The organism is Streptomyces sp. NPDC033229 (assembly GCF_055576875.1).
This window is the reverse complement of the sequence record NZ_JBVIQR010000006.1, coordinates 86,256-104,251: the sequence shown is the minus strand read 5'-3', so window position 1 is coordinate 104,251 and position 17,996 is coordinate 86,256. Positions and strand designations below refer to the sequence as shown.

At 72.6% G+C, this 17,996-nt stretch carries 21 protein-coding genes; 16 read left to right on the top strand and 5 right to left on the bottom strand.

The genetic code is table 11. The annotated features are described in order from the left end of the window. The first annotated feature begins 117 nt into the window (after positions 1-117). The 3 genes from ACZ53N_RS07925 to ACZ53N_RS07915 all read left to right on the top strand — a co-directional run bounded on the left by ACZ53N_RS07925 (position 118) and on the right by ACZ53N_RS07915 (position 3,232). Positions 118-1,311 (top strand): serine hydrolase domain-containing protein, encoded by a 1,194-nt coding sequence (locus ACZ53N_RS07925; protein WP_469140064.1) that lies wholly within the window; start codon positions 118-120, stop codon positions 1,309-1,311. Further along, positions 1,308-2,876, top strand: coding sequence for an alpha/beta hydrolase (locus ACZ53N_RS07920; protein ID WP_469140063.1), 1,569 nt, complete (start codon positions 1,308-1,310; stop codon positions 2,874-2,876). The genes ACZ53N_RS07925 and ACZ53N_RS07920 overlap by 4 nt, the downstream gene beginning before the upstream one ends. Before the next feature lie 185 nt (positions 2,877-3,061). After that, on the top strand, positions 3,062-3,232 hold the full coding sequence (locus tag ACZ53N_RS07915; RefSeq protein ID WP_469140062.1) for a hypothetical protein: 171 nt from the start codon (positions 3,062-3,064) through the stop codon (positions 3,230-3,232). A gap of 54 nt (positions 3,233-3,286) precedes the next feature. Here the strand turns inward: ACZ53N_RS07915 and ACZ53N_RS07910 are convergent, their stop codons facing one another. The 3 genes from ACZ53N_RS07910 to map all read right to left on the bottom strand — a co-directional run bounded on the left by ACZ53N_RS07910 (position 3,287) and on the right by map (position 5,216). Then, positions 3,287-3,547, bottom strand: a complete 261-nt coding sequence (locus ACZ53N_RS07910) for an SH3 domain-containing protein (RefSeq protein ID WP_469140061.1) — start codon at positions 3,545-3,547, stop codon at positions 3,287-3,289. A 233-nt stretch (positions 3,548-3,780) separates the two neighbouring features. Continuing rightward, entirely contained in the window at positions 3,781-4,299 is a 519-nt protein-coding gene (locus ACZ53N_RS07905) for a hypothetical protein (protein WP_469140060.1), read from the bottom strand. Positions 4,300-4,448: 149 nt separating this feature from the next. Next, on the bottom strand, positions 4,449-5,216 hold the full coding sequence (gene map / locus ACZ53N_RS07900; protein WP_469140059.1) for a type I methionyl aminopeptidase: 768 nt from the start codon (positions 5,214-5,216) through the stop codon (positions 4,449-4,451). Between the two features lie 86 nt (positions 5,217-5,302). On the opposite strand from map, the gene ACZ53N_RS07895 reads away from it, so the two are divergent. Continuing rightward, positions 5,303-5,578, top strand: coding sequence for a helix-turn-helix domain-containing protein (locus ACZ53N_RS07895; protein ID WP_469140058.1), 276 nt, complete (start codon positions 5,303-5,305; stop codon positions 5,576-5,578). 81 nt (positions 5,579-5,659) lie between these two features. Beyond that, positions 5,660-6,559: a LysR family transcriptional regulator gene (locus ACZ53N_RS07890; protein ID WP_469140057.1), complete on the top strand. Its 900-nt coding sequence runs from the start codon at positions 5,660-5,662 to the stop codon at positions 6,557-6,559. 19 nt (positions 6,560-6,578) lie between these two features. Here the strand turns inward: ACZ53N_RS07890 and ACZ53N_RS07885 are convergent, their stop codons facing one another. Then, the gene (locus ACZ53N_RS07885) at positions 6,579-7,031 is read right to left on the bottom strand and encodes a hypothetical protein (RefSeq protein ID WP_469140056.1); all 453 of its coding nucleotides are present in this window, start codon (positions 7,029-7,031) and stop codon (positions 6,579-6,581) included. A 331-nt stretch (positions 7,032-7,362) separates the two neighbouring features. On the opposite strand from ACZ53N_RS07885, the gene ACZ53N_RS07880 reads away from it, so the two are divergent. From ACZ53N_RS07880 to ACZ53N_RS07830, 11 genes are all read left to right on the top strand, one after another. Further along, entirely contained in the window at positions 7,363-7,518 is a 156-nt protein-coding gene (locus ACZ53N_RS07880; protein WP_165451648.1) for a hypothetical protein, read from the top strand. Positions 7,519-7,582: 64 nt separating this feature from the next. After that, complete coding sequence (locus ACZ53N_RS07875; RefSeq protein WP_469140055.1) at positions 7,583-7,810, top strand: hypothetical protein; 228 nt, start codon at positions 7,583-7,585, stop codon at positions 7,808-7,810. Beyond that, positions 7,807-9,552: a B12-binding domain-containing radical SAM protein gene (locus ACZ53N_RS07870; protein ID WP_469140054.1), complete on the top strand. Its 1,746-nt coding sequence runs from the start codon at positions 7,807-7,809 to the stop codon at positions 9,550-9,552. Before ACZ53N_RS07875 ends, ACZ53N_RS07870 begins: the two co-directional genes overlap by 4 nt. After that, a complete protein-coding gene (locus ACZ53N_RS07865) occupies positions 9,542-10,429 on the top strand; it encodes a multinuclear nonheme iron-dependent oxidase (RefSeq protein ID WP_469140053.1) in 888 nt (295 codons plus the stop codon). The genes ACZ53N_RS07870 and ACZ53N_RS07865 overlap by 11 nt, the downstream gene beginning before the upstream one ends. Then, entirely contained in the window at positions 10,423-11,172 is a 750-nt protein-coding gene (locus ACZ53N_RS07860; RefSeq protein ID WP_469140052.1) for a hypothetical protein, read from the top strand. The genes ACZ53N_RS07865 and ACZ53N_RS07860 overlap by 7 nt, the downstream gene beginning before the upstream one ends. Continuing rightward, positions 11,160-12,035 carry a multinuclear nonheme iron-dependent oxidase gene (locus ACZ53N_RS07855; RefSeq protein WP_469140051.1) on the top strand — a complete coding sequence of 292 codons (876 nt, stop codon included), beginning with the start codon at positions 11,160-11,162 and terminating at the stop codon, positions 12,033-12,035. The genes ACZ53N_RS07860 and ACZ53N_RS07855 overlap by 13 nt, the downstream gene beginning before the upstream one ends. Continuing rightward, a complete protein-coding gene (locus ACZ53N_RS07850; protein WP_469140050.1) occupies positions 12,032-12,817 on the top strand; it encodes a hypothetical protein in 786 nt (261 codons plus the stop codon). Before ACZ53N_RS07855 ends, ACZ53N_RS07850 begins: the two co-directional genes overlap by 4 nt. After that, on the top strand, positions 12,814-13,830 hold the full coding sequence (locus ACZ53N_RS07845) for a hypothetical protein (protein ID WP_469140049.1): 1,017 nt from the start codon (positions 12,814-12,816) through the stop codon (positions 13,828-13,830). The genes ACZ53N_RS07850 and ACZ53N_RS07845 overlap by 4 nt, the downstream gene beginning before the upstream one ends. Positions 13,831-13,867: 37 nt before the next feature. Beyond that, complete coding sequence (locus ACZ53N_RS07840) at positions 13,868-14,461, top strand: hypothetical protein (RefSeq protein ID WP_469140048.1); 594 nt, start codon at positions 13,868-13,870, stop codon at positions 14,459-14,461. Then, complete coding sequence (locus ACZ53N_RS07835; RefSeq protein ID WP_469140047.1) at positions 14,458-15,804, top strand: MFS transporter; 1,347 nt, start codon at positions 14,458-14,460, stop codon at positions 15,802-15,804. The genes ACZ53N_RS07840 and ACZ53N_RS07835 overlap by 4 nt, the downstream gene beginning before the upstream one ends. After that, complete coding sequence (locus ACZ53N_RS07830) at positions 15,794-16,534, top strand: DUF6875 domain-containing protein (RefSeq protein WP_469140046.1); 741 nt, start codon at positions 15,794-15,796, stop codon at positions 16,532-16,534. The genes ACZ53N_RS07835 and ACZ53N_RS07830 overlap by 11 nt, the downstream gene beginning before the upstream one ends. A gap of 165 nt (positions 16,535-16,699) precedes the next feature. Here ACZ53N_RS07830 and ACZ53N_RS07825 read toward each other — a convergent pair whose 3' ends face one another. Further along, positions 16,700-17,854, bottom strand: a complete 1,155-nt coding sequence (locus ACZ53N_RS07825) for an alkaline phosphatase PhoX (protein ID WP_469140045.1) — start codon at positions 17,852-17,854, stop codon at positions 16,700-16,702. Between the last annotated feature and the right edge of the window lie 142 nt (positions 17,855-17,996).

Genomic DNA, 17,996 nt, shown 5'->3' with positions numbered 1-17,996 from the left:
CAGCCGGAGGGTTCGCGGACGGGCGCGTCACTAGCGTCTGGGCGTATGACATCCCTACGGCACAGCGAAAGAAGAGCCTCCTTAGGAAGGCGGGGGCGTGGCGCGGCGGCGTTCGCCGTGGCGTCGGTCGTCCTGGCACTCACCGCCCCTTCCGCCGGCGCGGCGGGCCCACGCGTCTCGTCCTCCGCCGGATGCGACACCGCGCGCGACGCGGTCGTCGAATCCCTGGGCGCCCTCACCCAGCGCCACGGCCTGGCGGGCGCGGCCGTCGAAGTGGTCGACAGCCGCTGCGGGAAGTGGGGGGCCGCCCGGGGCACGGCCGACCTGGGCACCGGGCGGCCGATGAATGCCACGGACCGGCTGCGGATCGGCAGCGTCAGCAAGACCTTCGTCGCCACGGTCGTCGTACAGCTCGCCGGGGAGGGACGGATCGGGTTGGACGCGCCGGTCGAGCGCTATCTGCCGGGGCTGATCCGGGGCGACGGCCACGACGGTCGCACGATCACCGTGCGGCAACTGCTCCAGCACACCAGCGGAATTGCCGACCACATGGCGGCCTTGGCCGACCGGCCCGTGAACGAGTGGCGCTACCGGCACTTCGAGCCCCGCGCACTGATCGCGACCGCGCTCAAGCTGCCGCGCCCGGACAAGAAATGGCACTACTCCACGACCAACACCCTGATCGCCGGGCTCGTCGTCGAGAAGGTCACCGGGCGCGGTGTCGAGGCCGAGGTGACCCGTCGGATCATCAAGCCGCTCGGCCTGGGCGACACCTACTGGCCGGGCGACGACACCCGCATCCGGGGCCCGCACTCACGCAGCTACTTCACGGACGCCGACGCATCGGACGGCGCACGCCCGCCCCGGGTCGACGGCACCGAGTGGAACATGACCGCCGGTGGCGCGGGCGGCGCGCTGGTCTCCACCCCCTCCGACGTCAACCGGTTCTTCGGCGCGCTGTTCGGCGGCAAGCTGCTGCCCGCGCGGTGGCTCGCCGAGATGAAGCGCACCGTCCCCGCCGACCCGGACCGGCTCTGGCCCGGCGCCCGGTACGGGCTGGCCCTGGTCGCCTCTCCGTTGGAGTGCGGCGGCCGGTGGTGGGGGCACGGCGGGACGACGCCCGGCGGCCACCGGGCGCTGGGCGCGGTCGGCCCCGGAGGCCGGAGCATTTCCCTCGCTCTCAACGAGGCGCCCGGCACCACACAGGCGGAAGAGGACTTCCGTGCCGTCGTGAGCACCGCGTTCTGCGCCGACCGCAACGATCGCGCCGACCACATCGGGAGCACCGACCGTGCCGAGGAGACTCCGTGACCATACCCAGCTCCGTCGCCGCGCGCCGCGCCTCGGCCGTGGGCCTCGCCCTCGTCGCCTGTCTCACCGCGACCCCGGCGACCCCAACGGCCTTCGCCGCCGAGCCGACGCCCGGGTCCGGTCTCGACCGCTACTACCGGCAGCGTCTCGACTGGGGCAGCTGCGTCCTGGGCCCCGACGACACCACGGGCGATGACCTGGAGAAGGCCGGGGCACAGTGCGCGAACGTGACCGTGCCGCTCGACTACGCCGATCCCCGGGGCCGTACGATCACCGTCGCGATGTCCCGGCTCAAGGCCACCGACACGCGCCGTCGCGTGGGTTCGCTGCTGATCAACTTCGGCGGCCCCGGCGGGACCGCCCTCGAGGAGCCGCCGGCCACCCGCAAGGCGATGAAGGACATCGGCGCACGCTACGACATCATCGGCATGGACCCGCGCTTCGTCGGCCGCAGCACCCCGCTCGACTGTCACTGGCCCGTGGGCCACTCCGTCTTCTCGGCCGGCCTCGGCCGGGCCGGCTTCGACCGGCAGGTTGCCCTCCACAAGGACCTGGCCGCGAAGTGTCGTGCCACGAACGCTTCTGTGCTGCCGCACGTCAGCACGCGCAACACGGCCCGCGACATGGATGTCATCCGGGGCGTGCTCGGCGAGCGGAAGATCTCCTACCTGGGCTACTCGTACGGCACCTATCTGGGCACCGTCTACACCCAGATGTTCCCCGGCCGCTACGACCGGGTGGTCCTCGACGGGGCACTCGACCCGCGCCGTTACCACCCCCGGCTGTTGCGGGGCGTCGAGCGGGAGAACGAGCGGGCGCTCGCCGACTGGGCGGCCTGGGCCGCGAAGAGGCACGCCGCCTACGGCCTCGGCCGCACCCGTGCCCAGGTGCTGGCCACCGTCGACCGCGTCGTCGAGGCGTCCGCGCGCGGGCTGACCCTCGGCACTGCCCCCGATGTCTTCCGGGTCGACGACACCCAGGTGCCGACCCTGATCGTCGGCGTGATCTCGGAAGACACGGACGCCGCGCGGGCGGCGGCCGGAGATCAACTGTCGGTGATGGCCAGGGCCGCCAAGGGCCGGCCGACCCGGCTCTCCCCGGAGTTCAAGCAGTACCTGCGACGGATGCTGACCGCCGCGAACTCACACACCGGCAGTGCGCAGACGGCCATCCTGTGCGGTGACGTGGCCGCCCCGCGCGATCCCGAGCGCTACTGGCGCGACATCGAGCGCAGCCGTGCCGCCCACCCGCTGTTCGGCCCGCTGACCAACAACATCGGCCCGTGCGCGTTCTGGGGCCGTCCGCGCGAGGAGCCCACACAGGTGCGGCACGACGCCCCGGCACTGATCGTGTCCGCCACCGGCGACCCCCGCACCCCCCACACGGGTGCCGTGGCCCTGCACGGCCTGCTGCCCGGCTCCAGGCTGATCACTTTGAAGGGCGCCAACCAGCACGGGATCTACGGCTACTACGGCAGCACCTGCGTGGACGAGAAGGTCAACGCCTACCTGGCCACGGGCGAACTCCCGGCGAACGACGGGACGTGCGTCAAGCAGACCGGCTGAGTGCGAAAGGGCGGCGTCCTTGACCCGTAACGCGCGCGAGGGGGAGCTGCTGGAGCGGGCATCACGCTGCGCGCCCGCTCCGTGACCGCGGGCGCACCCCGGAATGTCCGACATGGCACGCTTCGTACGTTCGTGCGAGCCTGGTAGCAGCTCATCATCCGAGATCCGCTGCAGGAGGCACGATCGTGGGCAAGAAGCAGACGCGTCAGAACCGCGGCGCCCGCACGGGCGGCCACGACCACGGCACCACCACGGACACCAGGAAGCAGGAGAAGGCATCGTCGGCCCAGGAGACGGGGCGCCCGACTCCGGAACAGGTCGCGCACAAGCAGCCGCGGAAGTTCGGCCACAACTGATCCTGCGGATCACACATACGCACGCCCCGTCGGCGACGGCGCGGCCGCTTCCCCTCAGCCCGTGCCGTCAGCGTCCTTGGAGAGCGGGACCTGTCCGGTGTTCAGGACGTGCCGCGCCGCGACCCAGGCGGCCTGGTCCCTCAGCAGGTACCAGATGCTGTTGCCCTCGATGTCCTGGGCGTGGACCTTGCTCCGCAGGCCGATCTGGGCGTCCTTGGCGAGTGTTCCGAGGATGGCGGAATCGGTGCTGGGATATCTGCGCAGATTGATCCCGATGGAGCTGACGACGGTGCCGAAAGGCTGCTGCGGCGCCATTTCTTCCTCCAGGTGATAGCCGTGCCGCGAAAACCCCGCCCAGGACGCGGACGAGGTGTTCGCAGACTAAGTCGCTCGCCCGCGGAAGAGCCGGAGGCTGGCGGCGCGAGCCCCGATCGGCTAGGCCGTTGGCGGCACCACGGGACAGGCCGCGACCGGCGCGGCCGAAGCGCGCTCAGCGGTCGGGCGCAGGCCGAAGCGCGCTCAGCGGTCGGGCGCAGGCCGAAGCGCGCTCAGCGGTCCTCGACCGTCAGGTGGTACGTGGTGTCCACCCAGAAGCCACCGGTGGTGCTCGCGTTGATCTCCAGCACGTACTGGCCCGGGACCAGGGGCGCGAGGCCCGCCCACAGGCCCCAGGCGACCCGGCGGCGATCGGCGGCCCGGAACGGGCGGGAGGTGAACTCCTCGAGCGGCAGCGCGGAGCCGTTGAGGTGGGCCGTCGCCTCGGCCACCCCCATCAGCATGGGCTTCCTCGAGTGCCACGGGACGGGGCGCTGCGTATTGAAGACGGGGAAGAAAACCGGCCGGTCCGCCGGTATCGAGCAGCGCCGCTCCACCCGGCCGCCATAGGTACCGGCGAGGAACCAGAGGTCGTCGGGCTGCTGCCAGTCGGCGAACTCCCCGGTCTTGTCCCTCACCGGATCGTGGTCGTCCGGCGCCGAGAGGGCCCACTGCCACCAGCGCGCCGCCAGGGCGCCGCCCTCCTTCGCGCTCAGCTTCCAGGAGCTGCCTCTCGGCACTGCCTCGCCCATGTCCTCCGCCTCTTTCCGAGTAAGCCCCTCACCAGGGCTTTTCAGTGAATGAGCGGACCTTACACGCCACTCCCCCGGTGCTTTCACCCCACTCGGGCGCTTCCCCCGGCCCGGGAGAAGCCCAAGGCCTCACGGCCGGGCCCCCGATGTCACGGCAGGGTCAGGATCCGGGGCCCGGTCTCGGTGATGGCGACCGTGTGCTCGATGTGCGCGGCCCGCGTGCCGTCGGTCGTGCGGAGTGTCCAGCCGTCTGGGGCCGTGCGATAGTCGTTGCGCCCGCCGGCCATGAGCATCGGTTCGATGGCCAGGACGAGGCCGTGGCGGAGCGGATAACCACGGCGCGGGCGGCCGTGATTGGGGACGGCGGGGTCCTCGTGCATCCGGCGCCCGATGCCGTGGCCGCCGAAGTCGGAGGGCATTCCGCAGCGGGCCGCGCGGGCGACGGTGCTGATGGCATGGGAGATGTCACCGATGCGGTTGCCGACGACAGCTGCCTTTATGCCGGCTTCGAGGGCTCGCCGCGTGGCGTCGATCAGGGCCACGTCGGCGGGGGCGGGGGTGCCGACGGTGAAGCTGACGGCCGCGTCGCCGGTCCAGCCGTCGAGTTCCGCGCCGCAGTCAATGCTGACGAGGTCGCCGTCGCGCAGCCGGTAGTCGTCGGGGATGCCGTGGACGACGGCGTCGTTGACGGAGGCGCAGATCACCGCGGGGAACGGGGTAGGCGCGAAGGACGGCTGGTAGCCGAGGAACGGGGAGCGCGCCCCGGCCTTGTCGAGCACGGTGCGGGCGGCCTCGTCCAGCTCCCGCAGGCTCACCCCCACGGCCGCCGCGTCCTGAGCCGCGGCGAGCGCGTGGGCCACGACGCGCCCCGCCTCGCGCATGGCCTCCAGTGCCTCATCTGTCTTGATCTCCACCATGCTCAGGCTCCCACCCTCGTGCGGCGGCGCCGGGCATACCGACACCGCCGACAACCAATTCTTATACCGGTATTAGTATCACGGTCATGGTGAGAACTCCTCTGACCCCGTGGGAACGGCAGCGCGGCGAGCGACTGGGCGCGCTGCTGCGCCGGGCACGCGGCGAGCGCAGCATGGTCGCGGTGGCGGCAGCCGCCGGACTGTCCGCCGAGACCCTGCGCAAGATCGAGACCGGCCGCGCGCCGACTCCCGCCTTCTTCACCGTGGCGGCCCTGGCGGGCACCTTGGGCCTGTCCCTGGACGAACTGGCCGACGTCTGCGGGGAAGTCGCGGACGACGGACACGAGCCGATGATCGCCTGACGAGCCCCGTGGCCCCCTCCCCCAGCCTCCAGCCCCCATAAGGCGAAGCACCCGACTTCCCGATTGCTAGCATCAGCGGTTATGGAGCTTCGCCAGCTGGAGTACTTCGTGCGGGTCGTGGAGGAAGCGAGCTTCACGAAGGCCGCCGCCGCACTGCACGTCGCCCAGCCCGGCATCAGCGCCCAGATCCGCAAGCTCGAACGGGAGCTCGGCCAGGACCTGTTGGACCGGTCGGGACGGACCGTGCGGCCCACCGAGGCCGGGGAGGCGGTCCTGCCGTACGCGCGGGCCGCGCTCGGCGCGGTCAGTGGCGCCCGGCAGGCCGTCGAGGAACTCACCGGGCTGCTGCGCGGGCAGGTCGCCATCGGTACGGTCACCTCGCTCGGACCGTCCATCGACCTGCCCGGGCTGCTGGCCGGTTTCCATCACGACCACCCGGCCGTGGAGATCGGCCTGACCGCGGACACCTCCGACCGGCTGCTGGAAGCGGTGGCGGGCGGGCGGATCGATCTGGCGGTCGTCGGGCTGGCGGGCGAGCCCCCGCCCGGGGTCGGCGTCCAGACCGTCGTGGACGAGGCGCTCGTCGTGGCCGTGAGCCACGACGACCCGCTGGCGGCCCGGACCACCCTCGCGCTCGGTGCCCTCGCCGACCGGCCGATCATGAGCCTGCCCCGCGGCACGGGCCTGCGCACCTCCGTGGAGAACGCCTGTGCCGCCGCGGGATTCCGGCCCCACGTCGCCTTCGAAGCCGGTGACCCCAACGTGCTCGCCCAGCTCGCCGCGCGCGGTCTGGGCGCGGCCGTCGTGCCCGAGTCCGTCGCCCGTGCCCACGCGTCCCAACTGCACACGGTCGGATTCCGCCCGGCGCTGCGCGGGATTCTCGCGCTGGCCTGGCGGACCGAGGGCCCGGTCGGCCCGGCCGCCCGCGCCTTCGTCCGTCACGCCCGGGCCCACTTGACGGAGCCCGCCACCGACCGCTGACGCCCGGGGACAGGACGCATCAGCGGGCGGCTCCCTCCCCCGGGTCCCGGTCGTCCAGCTCACCCTCGAAACCGTCCCGGCCCTCGAAACCGTCCTGAGAATCCGCGTCGACATCAGCGTCGAACTCGGCTGCGAAATCGTCATCGCGGCCCGGAAGCGGTGGCAGCCGCAGATCGCCGGGCACCGGCCCGTCGTCCACCGCGCGGGCGTAGCGGTGGCTGCGCACGTTCAGGTGCAGCCGCCGGGCCTGCTTGCTCAAGCGCCGCCGCTCGCGCCGGGCACCCTCGCTCTCTCCCTCGCCGTCCTCGCCGTCCTCACCGTCCTCGCCGCCGAGGTCCTCGAAGCGTCGGCGCGCCTCCCAGAAGGCGCGCTCCTGGGCCGCCACCTGCTCACCGGGAGATCCGGAGGTTTCCGGCTCCCACGGCTGGATCGTTTCGTCGTTGTCCCGCTCTGCCGCCATGTCGTCCATCATGGGCCAAATCCCTCTTTGTGCGCGTGTATTGACCAGCTTTCAGGTACAGACCTAGGGTGCTCTGTGATAGGGGGCCCATGACGTCATCTTCATCGTCTTCGTCATGACCCGGCCGACCCGGCTGATCCGTCCGGTCCATCCGGTCCATCTGGTCCGGCAGACCCATCCGATCCTCTGCATCGCCCGTACCCACCGCCCCCGCCCTGCTCCTTCACGTCACGCCGCTCGCGGTCACCGCGGCGGCGACCTCGAAGCCCGGACCGGCACAGCGGCCCCACGGGGCCGGTCGGTCCGTTGTTGTCCGACACGTCGAGCGCTGGAGGTAGGAAATATGAACGAGTCACTCAACTCCCCCGATAACAAAGTAGACGACGGCATCGGCCAGGAAGAGCTGCTCGGCTTCGAGGAGATCGAGAACCCCGAGGCCGACGTGGTCAGCATGGGCGACGCCAGCTACACCAAGATGCTCGGCCGGATCTGGTCCTGATCACTCGGGGCACGGCGCGGCGGCGTGCTCCGCATGCCCCCGCGCCCGTATGAGAAGGGGCGCGATGGTGCTGCGCAGCGAACTTCCCGTGCTCGACGAATGCGGACATGTGTATGTCGCCGGCGGTGGCCCGGCAGGCGAGTGCCTCCGGCTGAACGCCTCGGCCTCGCGGCTGTGGCGGGGCGCGGTCGGCTCCCTGGACGAGGCCGCGTTGGCCGGCTTGCCCGAGCCGTCCCGGCGGTTCCTGGAGAATCTGCTGGCCCGGGGCGTGCTCGGCTGGCGGGACCGATGACGGCGACCGGTCCGCAGCCGTCGGGAATCGCTCTGGTCAACCCCTCCGTGGGGTATTCGGACCGCCGGAAGTCCAAGCCGATCGGCCTGGCCTACATCGGCGCCTACCTCCGGCGGAACGGCTTCGAGGCCTCCGGGTTCGACTTCGGGGACAGCCCCGAGGCGCCCGTGGACCTCTCCGCCCGCCACGGCCTCGACCGTTTCGCCATGGTCGGGTTCTCCGTCTACAACGAGTCGTTGGACGCCACGCTGGAGCACGCCGCGTGGATCAAGCGGCGCAATCCCTCGGCGCGCGTCGTGCTCGGCGGACCGCACGCGACGGCCGTGCACACCGAGATCATGCGGGACTGCCCCGATGTCGACGTCGTGGTCCGTCGCGAGGGCGAGAAGCCCATGCTCGATCTGGCCCGCCGCGGCGACGACTCCTGGCTGGACATCCCCGGCACCACCGTGCGGCTGCCGTCCGGGGAGGTCCGCGTCAACATCGACTCGCCCTTCCTCGACGACCTCGACGCACTGCCCTTTCCCGACTTCCCGTTCGTCTCCGACTCCGGATATCCGCCGCTGACCTACTTCGACTCCGCGCGGGGCACGTTGCTGCCCGCGCTGGCGGTCAATTCCAGCCGCAGCTGCCCGTACAACTGTTCCTTCTGCGGTGTGCTGACCATCGGGCGCAAGTACCGGATGCGGTCCGGCGAGTCGGTGGTCGCGGAGATGGCCCACTTCCGGGCCGCCGACGGGCTGGATTACAAGCACGTCTATTTCAGCGACGCGAACTTCTACGTGTATCCCAAGCGGGCGCTGCTGATCGTCCAGGCCCTGCACGCCTACGACCCCGAGATCACCTTCAGCTTCGGCACCCGCGTCAATCAGCTGATCAAGCACCGGAGCTTCCTCCCGGATCTCAAGGAGTGCGGGCTGCGCTTCGTCGAGCTGGGGATCGAGAGCGCCTCGCCGCAGGTGCTCAAACGGCTTGCCAAGGGTGTGGACCCCGCGGACAACCTGGGCGCGGTCAGGCTTCTGGAGCGGCACGGGCTGGGCGTGTCCCTGGACTTCATCATGATCGACCCGGAGACCACGGTCGAGGACCTGCGCGCCAATCAGGCGTTCCTGCGCGCGGGCGGCTTCTACGACTACGTACCGCACGAACATCTGTACACCCACCTCGTGCTGTACGCGGGCACCCCCATCCGGGACTACTACGAGGAGCGCCGGGGCACGGCCTTCGGGATGTCCGAACTGCCGCCCATCGACACGCTGATCGAGGACGCGGCCACGGCCCGGGCGCACGCGGCCCTGGTGTGGTTCCGCGCCGCCTACCAGCCCGCCGTCGATCTCGTACTCGCCGAGGCCGAGGCGCTGCTCCAGTTCCGGGCGCGCCGACGCGAACAGCATCCGGTGACGCCGGACGAACTGGCCCTGCAGCTCGACGTCGTGGCCGCGCGGCACGCCCCCAACCTCTTCTTCGACCATGTCCTCGACGACTGCGAACGCCGAGGTGGCGGCCATACGCCCGACGCCTCCGGCACCCCCGGCACCCCCGAGGAATTCGCCGCGCTGCTGCCCCGGCCGGGCACCGGTTCGCCCGGACTCGACGGTCTGCTGCTGCGCGCGGCGGCCCGTATCGACGCCCTTGCCTCCCGTGAGAGGGGTGGGTCCGAGGTCACGGACCGCACCCGGGCGTTGCTGCGCACCGCACCCCCTGTCGCCACCGTGAACGGAGTAGCCGCCGATGGCTCCTGAAACCCTTGTCGCCGGTGTGACCCCACCCCTGCCCGCCCGTACCGGCCGGCCGGTGCTGGGGCTGAGTACGGACTCCATGACCGAGCGGGACCTGGCGGCGGAGGCGGTGCGCCGCACCCGGCCGCCGGTGACGGCCTTCAGCGCGGCGGCCCTGTGCGGACAGGACGACCTGGTCGACGAGCTGGGAACGTTCGCCAAGGCCAACGGCCTGTCCATCTATCTGCACGCCCTGGACCTCGACCTGGCCGGCATCGACCCGGTGGACCCCGGCATGGTCCGCCAGATCGCCGACTACGCGCGGGCGCTGGGCTCCCCGTGGATCACCACCGACTTCGCGATGTGGGTGCTGCGCGGGGAGAAACTGATCGAGAACATGCTCCCCGTGCCGCTCACCCGGGAGGCCGTCGACTGGGTGGCGGACCGGACGAAGCGCATCCAGGACATCGCCCAGTTGCCGATCGTCGGCGAGAACCCGCCCTACCCGGTACTGGCCGGGGATCTGGACATCCTGACCCTGATGGCCGGCATCGCCGAGCGGGCCGACTGCGGCCTGTGCATGGACATCGGGCACCTGTACATCCTGCGGCAGCAGCGCGGGGAGCCCATCGAGCGCCCCGAGGACGCCGACTTCCCCTGGGAGCGGGTGGTGGAGGCCCACATCTCCGGCATCACCTGCCGGGACTTCCACGCCTACCAGCTCGTACAGGACCAGCACCGATGGCCCGTCGACGACCCGGTGTGGCGCACCGCGGAGCTGCTGATGCCGAGGATGACTCAACTCCAGGCCCTGATCGGGGAGTCGGAGGGCATGGGCATCGACGACCTGGTGGTCAAGCTGGAGCGGATGGACGACTGTCTGGAGGCGGTGTCGTGGTGACGACCGGAACCGCGGGCCCGACGCCGGCCCCCCACCCGTATGTGACGCAAGTGACCGAGCTGTGGCGCGGTTTCTACGGGCCCGCGCCCGTGGACGGGCCGCCCGACCCCGGCATGGCCGTGGACCGCTCGACCCGCAAGGCCATGGTGCTGGAGCGGTGTACGGGCGCCCTGCCCGCCACCACCCGCGTCTACTGCGGTCTGGTCCCGGACGCCATGGACGCCTACCTGGGCAGCGAGCACTGGCACGGGCGGCGGGCGCAGGAGGGATCCCTCTTCCCCGAGGCCGCCTCCACGGTCACCACGTTCGCGGCCTTCCTGGAGGAGGCGTGGCTGCCGACGGCCGACCCGTGGGCGCGGCAGATCGCGCGGTACGAGTGCGACGTGCTGTGGGGTGCCGCGACCGGGCCCACGGCGGCGGCGCTGCGGGCGGGGGTCCGGCTGCCGGAGGGCGCGTGGGTCGCCGCTTGCGTCTTCGACGTGCCCGAGTACGCGGTCCGGCTGCGCGAGGCCTGCGCCTCCTACCCCTGGCCGGACGCGGTGCGCCACACCCGCCCGCGGGCCCGCCCGTTCGCGACCCTCACCCTGCGCACGCCCACCGGGCTGCGCCGTACGCATCTGCGGGACGCCACCTGCGAGGCGCTGCGCCCGCTGTGGGACGAGGAGGCGGGGCCGCTCGACACGGACGGCAGGGCCGTGACGGCCGCCCTGGGACGAGGACTGGTGGTTTCATGCGTACGTTGAGCGAGGCCGCCCCGCCCGGGGCGCCGCCCCTGGTGGGCTTCAGCTGGGACATGACCTCCGAGCACGAGCGGCTGGCGCCGTTCGCCGAGCGGCTGGCGGGCGACGACCGGGCGTTCATGGTGGGGCCCTACGCACGGGACGCCGCCACGGTCGACGAGGCCGTGCGGTTCTGCGAACAGCACGGCCTCGTACCGCTGTTGCACACCCTCGACCTCGATCTGTGCGGCCTCGATCCCGTCGACGACGAGCTGGTCAAGCAGCTCGGGGACGCGGTGCGCAGGCTGGGCGTCTCCTGGGTGACCACCGATCTGGCGATGTGGACCAAGGACGGTGAGTCCTTGGTCGAGGCGCTGGTCCCGATGCCGTGGATCAAGGACTCCGTCGACTACGTGGTCCCCCGCGTCGAGCGGATGCAGGAGCTGCTGGGCGTGCGGGTCGCGGTCGAGAACTCCGCCTACGCCTACGTCGTGGGCGACGCCAATCCGTTCGCGCTCCAGTCGGAGATCGCCCGGCGGGCCGACGCCTTCATGGTCTACGACGTCGGCCACCATCTGATCGCCTCCGAGGTCAGCGGCATCGCCACCGACGCGCTGATGCCGGACGACTTCGCGTGGGACCGGGTCGTCGAAGGGCATCTGTCGGGGGTGACGGTGCTGGCCGCCGATGACGGGGTGACCGCCGACGACCAGCACGCCGCGCCGATCCGTGAGGAGCTGTGGCTGCTGGCGCGGCGTCACCTGCCGGCCGCGACGGCGCTGCGCGCCATGGTGGCCGAGTCGGAGGGCATCCGCGGGGAGGACCTGGTGGCCAAGGTCGGCCGGATGGCCGCCGAGGTGCGGATCTGGCGCGGGGAGGGCCGATGACGGGAGTCGTTCCCCCGCGCACCGGGGGCGAGAGCGCGTACGAGCGGGCCGTGCGCGGCGTGTGGGCGGCCCTGTACGACACCGAGGACACCACCGCCGTGCCGCCCGAGGTGCGCAACGCGGCGGGCTTCCGGCTGGAGCGGGCCCGGCGGCTGGCGGCCGTGGCCGCCGCGGTGACCGCGCGGCTGCCCACCGCCGGCTTCCTCTATCTCGCCGGCGAGGGCACCCCGGGCATCGGGCGGTTCGTGGCGAGTGACGCCTGGCGGGCGCGGGAGCGGGAGCCGGGCGAGGACTTCCCGCCGGGCCCGAGCACGGCCCGCGCCTTCGCGGAGTATCTGGAGAAGGGGTGGCCCGAGGGCCGTCCCGGCTGGCAGTGGGAGCTGGCGTCGGCCGACATCGATCTGGCCTACCGCCCACCGGTGCCCTCGCCCGCGGCCCGCCGGGCCGGGCTGTCGCCCGCCCCCGGCACCCGACTGCGGATCACCCCCTACGACACCGCCGACTTCGCCCGTCGGACGGCCCTGAAGAAGCAGCGGATGCCGTGGGACCTGGTCCTCGACACGGTGCGCCCGGTGGAGCGCCGCACCGCGATCCTGGTCCCGGGCACCGGCCCCGGCGCGGGGCGCCCGCTGGTCCTGCACGACGAGGAGGCGGCGGCTCTCGCCTGGCTCACCGAAGCCCCGCGTGAGCACGCGCGCGTGCCGGCCGGGGAACCGGGCGAGGAGTTGCTGCGCCGGCTGGTCGAGGTGGGGGCACTGGTGCGGGACGGGGGCACCGGGTGACGCAGGCCCCGGTGCGGGCGGATGACGAGGCGGTGGTGGAGCGGGCGATCGAGCTGCTGCGCGCCGCCGACCTCGGCCTGCCCGGCCTGGACGAGAACGGCAGACGGCTCGCGGCGCTGCTGCGCTCCGTCGCGGGCAGCCCGGCGCCCGCCGAGCCGCCAGGCACCACGCACGCCCCGCATGTCACGAACGGCCCGCACGCCCCGGAAGAACTGTCCGGCGTGGTACGGGAGTGGGCGCGGTCCATGGGCGTCACGGAGGCGGCCTTCCGCGCGGACCGCAGGGCCTTCCTCCGCGGTGATCTCGCCGGTGTCGAGCTCTGCCCGCGCGCGCTGGTGCGGGCCGCCGTGCCCCGGCTGCGGGGCCTGGCCGCCCTGGCCGAGGGCCACCGGCTGTCGCTCGTGTGGACCCGGGACCGGCCCTCGGTCACCTTCCCCGTCCGGATCCCCGACCGGTCCGCGGTGGCGCTGCCCGACCGCCCCGCCCCCCTGTGCGCCCAGTACGTCCACCACGAACTGGGGCATGCCATGGAACTGGCCTGGCGCTCCCCCGGCCTGCCGCTGGCCGAGCGCTGGCGCCGCCCGCCCGTGATCGCGGAGTGGGGCGCCCTCGTCGTGGAGACCCTCGGTCTGTCGGCCGCCTGGCTGGCCTCGCTCGGCATCCCGACGGACACCGCGGAGCGGGTAGCGGTCCACTGCCGCCACGAGGACCGCTACACCCGGGCGCTGGCCGCTCTCATCCTGCGCTGCGCCGCCCGCCCCGAGCTGCTGGAGGAGGAAGTGGCACGGGCCTCGGGCGACTTGATCGATCCACGGCACGTGCGGGAGGAGACGGAGCGGGCCGGGTACTGGGGCGCGGTCTTCGAGGGGCATGCCCTCGCCGACCGTACGGTGGCCGGGTTCACCGAGCGATGGGGCGAGCGCTGGTGGGACGAGGCGGACAGCTGGCGCGAGTTGCGCGAGCAGCTGACGGCGGGGCCCGCCGGGCGGTCGTCGAACGGCCCGGCGCGGTGAGCGGGAGCGCCGGGCGGTCGTCGAACGGCCCGGCGCGGTGAGCGGGAGCGCCGGGCCGTCCCGGTTCCGGCCGGTCATCGACCGCACCCACTGCCCGTACGCCCGTGCCTCCACCTGGCCGGTCTCCGAACCCGCCCGTGACGGGGCGCCCGTCGAGGACCACCTCGAACGGGCCCTGCCGCGCTTCCGGCAGGCCCTGCGGCAGGCGGCCGCGGGCGACGCCGACGGGTTCGTCCTGGACCTCCCGGCGCGGCTCGGGACGGACGTGGCGACGCTGCGGGCGTCGTCGCTGACGGTACTGACGTGGTTCGCCGGCCGTTCGACGAGCCCTTCCCACGTCACCATGGCCGAACTGGAGGACCCCGCCTGGTGGTTCCCCTTCGACGGTCACCGGCTGTTCACTGTTGCCTTCGGCCCGTGTTTCGGGCCGGACCACACCCGTTACGCGTTCGAGGCGGAGGGGTTCTTCCTGTTGTTCCAACACGAGTCGGCGTTCTCCCGCAGACACCCAGGGGGCATTCCCATGCAGGTACGGAACCGGATCCGGCACGCCTTCGAGGAGGCGGGGCGGCCGTACCGCTATGACATGGGCGTCGTCCCCGTGCTGCGCCGCGGGGACGACGAGCGGTGAAGGGCGGCCCGACGACGCCGGACGGCACCGCGCGGCGCGCGACGGTGCGGCTGTATCTGCTGCTGACCGGCCTCGACTTCTTCGGCGACATGTGCCTGACGGTCACGTCGGTGCTGCTGCTCGGCGAGCGCGGTCTGAGCAGCAGCACCATCATCTGGCTCATCGCATCGGTGTGGCTGCTGGAGGCGCTGCTGGAGGTGCCGACGGGGGTCTTCGCGGACGCCATCGGGCGCCGTGCCTCCGTCGTGGTGGGTTTCGCCGTGCGGGCGGTCGGCTACGGCATGCTGTTCTTCTCCGCCGACCCGGCGGTGGCGGTGGCAGGAACGCTGATCGCGGCCGTGGGCACGCCGTTCGCCTCGGGCAGCCTGGACGCCTGGGCCGTCGACCGGCTGCGGCACCAGGATCCGTCGGCGAGCCTCGACGCGCTGTTCGCCCGGGGCCGGATGGCCGAGAACGCCGGCATCGTGACCGGCACCGTCGCCGGAGCCGCGGCCGGGCAGTTCCTGGGGCTGGCCGTACCGCAGTTTTTGGCCGGGGCCGCCTGTCTGGCCGGGGCCGTGTGCACGACCGTGCTGCTGCGCGGGCGGACACCGGTGGCGGAGGGGGCCGGAGCCGGGGCGGACCGGGCGGGTGTGCGCCGCGAGCTGGCCGCCGCCTCGCTGGAGGCCCTGCGGGCCTGCCGCCGGGCGCTGGGCACCGACCGCGTCCTGACCGGCCTGTTGGTGTGCGCGGCCGCGCTGTGCCTCTTCCGGGGGCTGCCGGGCGTGCAGTGGACCGTCCACTTCGACATCCTCACCGGTGGCTCCCTGATCGCCCTGGCCGCGGCCCGGTGCACCGGCGACCTGTTGCAGATCCCGCTGCTGGAGGTCGTCGCCCGGAAGGTGCGTCACGACCCGGGCGCGCGGGCCCGGATCATCGTGCTGGCCGCCGTGGCCGCCGGGCTCTTCCTCGCCGGCTCGGCCCTCGCGACCTCCGGCTGGGTCGGCGTCCCGCTGTACATCGGCTTCGTGATGGCGGGCGGTCTGTGCATGCCCGGCCTCAAGGCCGCTCTCAACGAGCGGGTGCCCGCCCGGTCGCGCGCCACCATGCTGTCCGCGGGCGGGTTGTTCAACTCCCTCGCCACCGGCCTCGGCCTGTATGTGATGGGCGGGCTCGGCATCGGCCTCGCGGACGTCCCAGGGGTGTGGACCACCGCGGCCGCCGGTACGACACTGTTCGGCGCGTCGGCCGCCTGGTTCTGTGTCCGGTCCCTGCGTACGCCGCCCACGAGCGTGGCGGTCGATTCCCCCGTGGTGGGGGGAGCCTCCGAGGAGGCCGAGGAGGATGGTGCCCGTGTCCCCTGAGCCGGACCCCGAGCCACCCGCCGAGGAGTCCTTCGCGCCGGACCCCGGCGCGGTGCGGCGCGGCGAGCTGATACGGCCCACTCCCGTCGTCTTCCACGACGTCGACGGTGACGACGGCGGTGACGGTGGTACCGAGCTCGGCGCGGTCTTCCGCCCCTATCTGCGCGACTACATCGGCGACTCCATCGGGCGCGCGGGCCCTTCGAACGCCATCTGCCCGTTCGTCCGCGGCGCGTTGCGGGCCGGCGTCATGCACTACGCGGAGCTGCGGGTGGCCGGGCACACGGCACCGCGCGCGGTGGCCCGGGCGCTCGTCGGCTACCTGGCGTGGTTCGACCGGGCCTCCCAGCGGGAATCGACCGAACACCCGGGGCTGGTCGTGGCCTTCCCCGGGCCGCCCGCCCCGCTGCTGCCGGTGGTGGCCGCCGCGCACCGCGCGGTGCTGCCCGCGGTGTACGCGCGGGGGTGCACGGCGGCGCTCTTCCACGAGGACCCCGCCGAGCCCGACGATCCCCGGCACCCCGAGCCCCGCTACTTCACCGCGCCCGCCCCCTTCTACGTGCTGCGCAGGATCATCCCCGCCGACCTCCAACTGTCCCTGCGCGTACGGCAGATGTTCCCGGCGTACCACCGGCTGCACGCGGCGGAGGCGCGCCGCAGCAGACTGCGGACGAAGGAAGCCGCCGAGCGGTGGAACCAGGCGTGCCGCGAGCACGGGCTGACCCCCTGAGCCGGCCCGCGTGGCCCGGGGGTCCGTGTCTTTCCCACCGCTCCGCAAACCCCGCCCCACTGCACCGCGGGGGTTCCTCGCCCACCCCGCGCAGTGATCGTTCCCAGCCGCGACGCACCCCCCGGATCGGGTGAGTCACCACGCTTGTCCGTTCTGCACCAGCCTTTAGGCGCGGAAGGGGCCCGTCACCTCGTAGGTGATGCCGCCCGAGGAGCTTCCCGTGGTTCCGCGCTGGCTGGAGAAGTACAGCCGCCTGCCGTCCGGCGAGAAGGCCGGCCCGGTGATCTCGGAGCCGGGCTGGCCGTCGATCCGCAGGAAGGGGGTGACGACGTCGTCCGGGGTGATGAGGCAGATGTCCATGGTGCCGCCGTCCTCGGCGACGAAGAGGTCGCCGGAGGGCGTGCCGGTGACGTTGTCCACGCCGGTGAGCGGTGCGCTGCCGCTCACCAGCGAGTCGTCGTAGGCGAGTTCGATGGTTCCGGCCGCCGCGTTGTACTGCCAGACGCGGTTGTCGCCCTTGGTGGTGAACCAGCAGGTGTCGTCGGCGTAGTAGCAGCCTTCGCCGCCGTTGAAGCGCTTGGCCCCGGAGACCTGATCGCGGGTGGCCGTGCGGGCGCCCGACGGGTCGGGGACGGCCCCCCAGGTGACGGGTCCCGAGGTCCCCGAGCCCATTCTGAGCACCTCGAGCTTCCCGGCCGAGAGGTCTCCCCAGGTGGTGGGCGTGAAACGGTAGAAGCAACCGTCGGGGACGTCCTCGGTCAGGTAGACCGCCTTGCGGACGGGGTCGGCGGCGGCCGCTTCGTGCTTGAAGCGGCCCATCGCGTCCCGTCGCACCGCCGCCTTCTTGCCCCACGGGTCGGTCTCGTAGACGTAACCGCGGTCGACCTCCTCGCAGGACAGCCAGGTGTTCCACGGTATCCTGCCGCCCGCGCAGTTCTGGCGGGTGCCGGAGAGCACGCGGTACGCCGCGACGACGGTCCCGGCGGCATCGAAGCGCAGCGCGCTCGCTCCTCCGGAGGGGTTGATCTCCGAGTTGGAGACGTAGATCCAGCCGGCGCCGTCGGCGTAACAGGCGCCGCCGTCCGGGGCGTTGTGCCAGGTGTAGGAGGTGCCGGAGACCTGTCGTCCGGACCGGGCGACGACCCGGGCCGTGAAGCCCTTCGGCAGCCGGAGTCCGTTGCCGTCGGCGGCGCCGAGCGGTCCGTAGGGGCCGGCGCCCGGCTGGGCCGGGCTCGCGTAGGCGGCGCTCCACAGTGAGCCGCCGAGCGCGGCGGCCGAGGTGCCGACGACGGCCGCACGCAGGAAGGTGCGACGTTCCACGGTCACTCCAGGGGAGTTGGGGGGTGCCTCATCACCGACCGGCGGCGAGGCCTGGTCTCCCGGACCATAAAAGCGCAGAGTTGACAGTACATCAACAAGAGGTGAATCCGGGGTGATCCTCTTCCGGGCCCATTCCTCGCTG

Bases quoted from the DNA above. Each gene is read 5' to 3' on its own strand.
- ACZ53N_RS07885 (WP_469140056.1), bottom strand. From the start codon at position 7,031: ATGATGGACGACATGGCGGCAGAGCGGGACAACGACGAAACGATCCAG.
- ACZ53N_RS07870 (WP_469140054.1), top strand. From the start codon at position 7,807: ATGACGGCGACCGGTCCGCAGCCGTCGGGAATCGCTCTGGTCAACCCC.
- map (WP_469140059.1), bottom strand. From the start codon at position 5,216: ATGGTGGAGATCAAGACAGATGAGGCACTGGAGGCCATGCGCGAGGCG.
- ACZ53N_RS07880 (WP_165451648.1), top strand. From the start codon at position 7,363: ATGAACGAGTCACTCAACTCCCCCGATAACAAAGTAGACGACGGCATC.
- ACZ53N_RS07890 (WP_469140057.1), top strand. From the start codon at position 5,660: ATGGAGCTTCGCCAGCTGGAGTACTTCGTGCGGGTCGTGGAGGAAGCG.
- ACZ53N_RS07850 (WP_469140050.1), top strand. From the start codon at position 12,032: ATGACGGGAGTCGTTCCCCCGCGCACCGGGGGCGAGAGCGCGTACGAG.
- ACZ53N_RS07895 (WP_469140058.1), top strand. From the start codon at position 5,303: ATGGTGAGAACTCCTCTGACCCCGTGGGAACGGCAGCGCGGCGAGCGA.
- ACZ53N_RS07855 (WP_469140051.1), top strand. From the start codon at position 11,160: ATGCGTACGTTGAGCGAGGCCGCCCCGCCCGGGGCGCCGCCCCTGGTG.
- ACZ53N_RS07865 (WP_469140053.1), top strand. From the start codon at position 9,542: ATGGCTCCTGAAACCCTTGTCGCCGGTGTGACCCCACCCCTGCCCGCC.
- ACZ53N_RS07905 (WP_469140060.1), bottom strand. From the start codon at position 4,299: ATGGGCGAGGCAGTGCCGAGAGGCAGCTCCTGGAAGCTGAGCGCGAAG.
- ACZ53N_RS07875 (WP_469140055.1), top strand. From the start codon at position 7,583: ATGGTGCTGCGCAGCGAACTTCCCGTGCTCGACGAATGCGGACATGTG.
- ACZ53N_RS07910 (WP_469140061.1), bottom strand. From the start codon at position 3,547: ATGGCGCCGCAGCAGCCTTTCGGCACCGTCGTCAGCTCCATCGGGATC.